Raw genomic sequence first — 3,375 nt, forward strand, 5'->3', positions numbered from 1 at the left:
CAGGCCTCCGACGGCCGCGGCGTCTGCGCGCTGCTGGAAAGCACGGGTGTCGCCTGCCCCACCTGCGGCGGCACCCGCGCCGTGCTGGCGCTCGGCCGCGGCGACCTGCCCGGGGCCGCCGTCGAAAACCCCCTGGTCGCCGCCGGCGCCGTCCTGCTCGCCCTCTGGTTCCTCTACGCCGCCGCCGCCACCGCCCTGCCCCGCTTGCGCGTCACCCCGCACCTGTCCGCCGTCGAAGCGCGTGGTCTGCGCATTGCCGCCGCGACGGCTTTCGCCATGACCTGGATCTACGAGATCATCCGCCAGGCCTGAGACACCGGTTCCGGCGGCCTCAGCTGTCGATGGGCGTGTGGAACGACGGCAGCGAAGAGGGGAAGGCCGCGGCTACTAATCTGCGGTGCGCGATCTCGTAGAACTCGCGGGCGGGCACCCGCGCGAAGCCCAGCTTGATGTCCGCCAGCGGCCGCCCCTGCAGGAAGCTCCAGTGGTGCAGCAGGGTCGGCTCGCGCGCCCCGGCCTCGGTCTGCAGGAAACGCCGGTGGGAACTGGACAGCGACGTGCGCGGCGCGTTGTTCTTGGCCGCGAACCAGACGAGGTCGAGGATCTCCTCGCCGCTCGCCAGCGGCCGGCCCGTCCGCTCCCGCCACCGCTCCTGGATCTCCTCGGCCAGGGCCTGGTCCGACCCCTTGCTCGTGTAGCTCCGCAGGTGCTTGTCGTAGGTGTCCAGGGCGTCCATGACGAAGGCGCCGAGCAAGGCGTCGAACCCGTGCTCGGCGCCGATGCGGATCAGCGCCAGGTCGTCGCACACCCCTTCGCCCAGCCGACGGCGGAAGTAGGCCTGGTCGTACCGCGGCCAGGGGTAGTCCCCCGTCGACTCCAGCGGCATCACGACGCCGAGCTGCTCCAGCTCGCGCAGGGCCGCGTCGTCCCAGGCCTGCTGGCCGGGGTCCACGATGCCCGTCTGCTCGAACCGCGCGACGTCCACGATGCGGATCTCGCCGCCGCCCAGCTCGTAGAGCTCGCCGTCGAAGGCGCGGCGGTGCCAGTTGTGGGCCATGCGCCGGTGGCCCTCCTCGTCCATGAAGCCGGCCAGGACCAGGCCCTTCAGGAAGGCGGCCGTGTCGACCTCGCGCCCGGCGAGGAACTCGGCGCCCAGCAGCGGTCCGTCGACGGTCTCGAGCCCCATCGTCGTGGTGTCCAGGCGGGCCAGCACGTGGTCGCGGACCCGCTCGATCAGGGCGGAGCGGCGGGCGCGGACCCGGTCGCTGCGCAGGTCCGGCCAGGCGCGCTCCAGTTCGGTGAGCACGCGGTCGAAGGTCGCCTCGCGGAAGCACAGGGGTCCGCCGAACTCGTCGACGAACCAGCCGTGGCCGCTCTGGGCCCGGCCGACCACGGACTGGGGCAGCAGGATCTCGCGCACTCCGGCCGGCGCGGCGATGCGCTGCGCCATGAGGTAGGAGAAGTCGTCGCGGCAGAGCTTGCCGAACAGCTCCTCGTTGCCGCGGATGGTGAGGTAGGTCACGCCGCGCCCGTTGCGCTCGCGGCCGCGCCGTTCGCCGGCGGCGGGCTCCCCTGGCCGACCCTCGCCCCGGGGCCGGCCGCGCACGGCGGCGGCGCGGTCCTTCAGGCGGTCGAGCGTCTCGACCACCCGCTGGGCGGCCTGGCGGCGGCGCTTGATGCCGCCGCGGCGGCCCGGCTTGCCGGGCGTCTTCTGGGAGGAACCTTGGCGACGTTTCTTCATGGGACCGCAAGATAGCCCCGCCGCGGTCGCGCGCCCAGGCGAAATCACGGGCCCGCCCTCCCCCTCGGGGGAGGGCGGGCCCGGTCAGCGGCGCGGACGGCCTAGAGGTTCGAGGCGCAGTGGGCGCACTTGGTCGCCTTGATGGGGATGGCCGACAGGCAGTGCGGGCACTCCTTGGTGGTCGGGGCGGCCGCCGGCGCGGGCTCCTCGCGCTTCAGCTTGTTGATCGCGCGGATCACCAGGAACACCGAGAAGGCGACGATCAGGAAGCTGATCACGGTGTTGATGAACTGGCCCACGTTCAGGGTCACCGCGCCCGCGGCCTGCGCGGCGGCGAGGCTGCCGTAGGGCGACGGCGTCGCGCCCTGCTTGAGCACCAGGAACAGGTTGCTGAAGTCCACGCCGCCCAGCAGCAGGCCGATCGGCGGCATGATGATGTCCTTGACCAGGGACGTGACGATCGTCCCGAACGCGGCGCCGATGATGATACCGACGGCCATGTCCACCACGTTGCCCTTGATCGCGAATTCCTTGAATTCCTTGAACATGGAACTTCCACCTCCTGCGTGTTGCGTGTACCGACCTAGCCCAGTTCCTTGATCACCGACCGTGCGATCACCAGCCGCTGGATCTCGCTGGTGCCCTCGTAGATGCGCGTGACGCGCACGTCGCGGTAGTAGCGCTCGACGTCGTAGTCCTTGGTGTAGCCGAAGCCGCCGTGGATCTGGATGGCCTCGTCGGCCACGTGGCCCGCGGCCTCGGTGGCCAGCAGCTTGGCCATGGCCGCCTCCTTCGTGTGCGGGCGGCCCTGGTCCTTGAGCCAGGCGGCGTGCAGGGCCGTGAGGCGGGCCGCGTGCAGGCGGGCGGCCATGTCGGCGAACTTGTCGCGGACGGTGGGGATGTGCCAGAGCTTCTCGCCGAAAGCGATGCGCTGGCCGGCGTAGCGTACGGAGGCCTCGAGGCAGGCGCGGCCGATGCCGAGGGCCTGGAAGGCGATGCCGATGCGGCCGCCGTCGAGGGCCTTCATCGCCACCTTGAAGCCGTCGCCCTCCCGGCCGAGGAGGTTGGCGGCGGGAACCCTCACCCCGTCGAACTCGACGACGCAGGTGTCGGAGCAGCGCAGCCCCATCTTGTCTTCCTTCTTGGCCACGCTCAGGCCCGGCGCGTCGCGCTCGACGAGGAAGGCGTGGACGCTGTCGTGCCCGACGCTGCCGGGGGTGCGGGCCAGCACCACGTAGTGGCGGGCGCGCGAGCCGTTGGTCACCCACATCTTGCTGCCCGTCAGCACGTAGTGGTCGCCGTCGCGGGCGGCGGCCGTGGTCAGGGCGGCGGCGTCGGAGCCGGCGCCGGCCTCGCTCACGCAGAAGGCGGCGATCTCGCCGGCGGCCATGCGCGGCAGAAAGCGCTGCTTGACCTCGTCGGTGCCGAACAGGGCCACCGGATAAGAGCCCACGCTGTTGTGCACGGTCAACATCACGCTGACGCCGGCGCTGGCCTTCGACAATTCTTCGACGACCAGCCCGTAGGTCAGGGTGTCGACCCCCATGCCGCCGTACGCCTCGGGAAACGTCAGGCCGAAGAAACCGGCTTCGCGCAGCGCTGCGATCAGGGTCTCGGGCATGTCGCCCTCGACA

4 protein-coding genes are annotated in these 3,375 nt (G+C 71.5%); 1 reads left to right on the forward strand and 3 read right to left on the reverse strand.

The genetic code is table 11. The features are described from left to right. The coding region (locus Q7W29_03260; GenBank protein MDO9170829.1) for a DUF2752 domain-containing protein at positions 1-312 on the forward strand (312 nt) is incomplete at its 5' end. Between the two features lie 19 nt (positions 313-331). On the opposite strand, the gene Q7W29_03265 is transcribed toward Q7W29_03260, so the two are convergent. The 3 genes from Q7W29_03265 to Q7W29_03275 all read right to left on the reverse strand — a co-directional run. Beyond that, positions 332-1,741, reverse strand: coding sequence for a hypothetical protein (locus Q7W29_03265; protein ID MDO9170830.1), 1,410 nt, complete (start codon positions 1,739-1,741; stop codon positions 332-334). A gap of 101 nt (positions 1,742-1,842) precedes the next feature. Continuing rightward, positions 1,843-2,289, reverse strand: a complete 447-nt coding sequence (mscL, locus tag Q7W29_03270; protein ID MDO9170831.1) for a large conductance mechanosensitive channel protein MscL — start codon at positions 2,287-2,289, stop codon at positions 1,843-1,845. A 35-nt stretch (positions 2,290-2,324) separates the two neighbouring features. Further along, on the reverse strand, positions 2,325-3,375 hold a 1,051-nt coding region (locus Q7W29_03275; GenBank protein MDO9170832.1), incomplete at its 5' end, for an acyl-CoA dehydrogenase family protein.

It is taken from the genome of bacterium, from assembly GCA_030654305.1.
Classification (GTDB): Bacteria; Krumholzibacteriota; Krumholzibacteriia; order LZORAL124-64-63; family LZORAL124-64-63; genus PNOJ01.

Bases quoted from the DNA above. Each gene is read 5' to 3' on its own strand.
- Q7W29_03265 (MDO9170830.1), bottom strand. From the start codon at position 1,741: ATGAAGAAACGTCGCCAAGGTTCCTCCCAGAAGACGCCCGGCAAGCCG.
- mscL (MDO9170831.1), bottom strand. From the start codon at position 2,289: ATGTTCAAGGAATTCAAGGAATTCGCGATCAAGGGCAACGTGGTGGAC.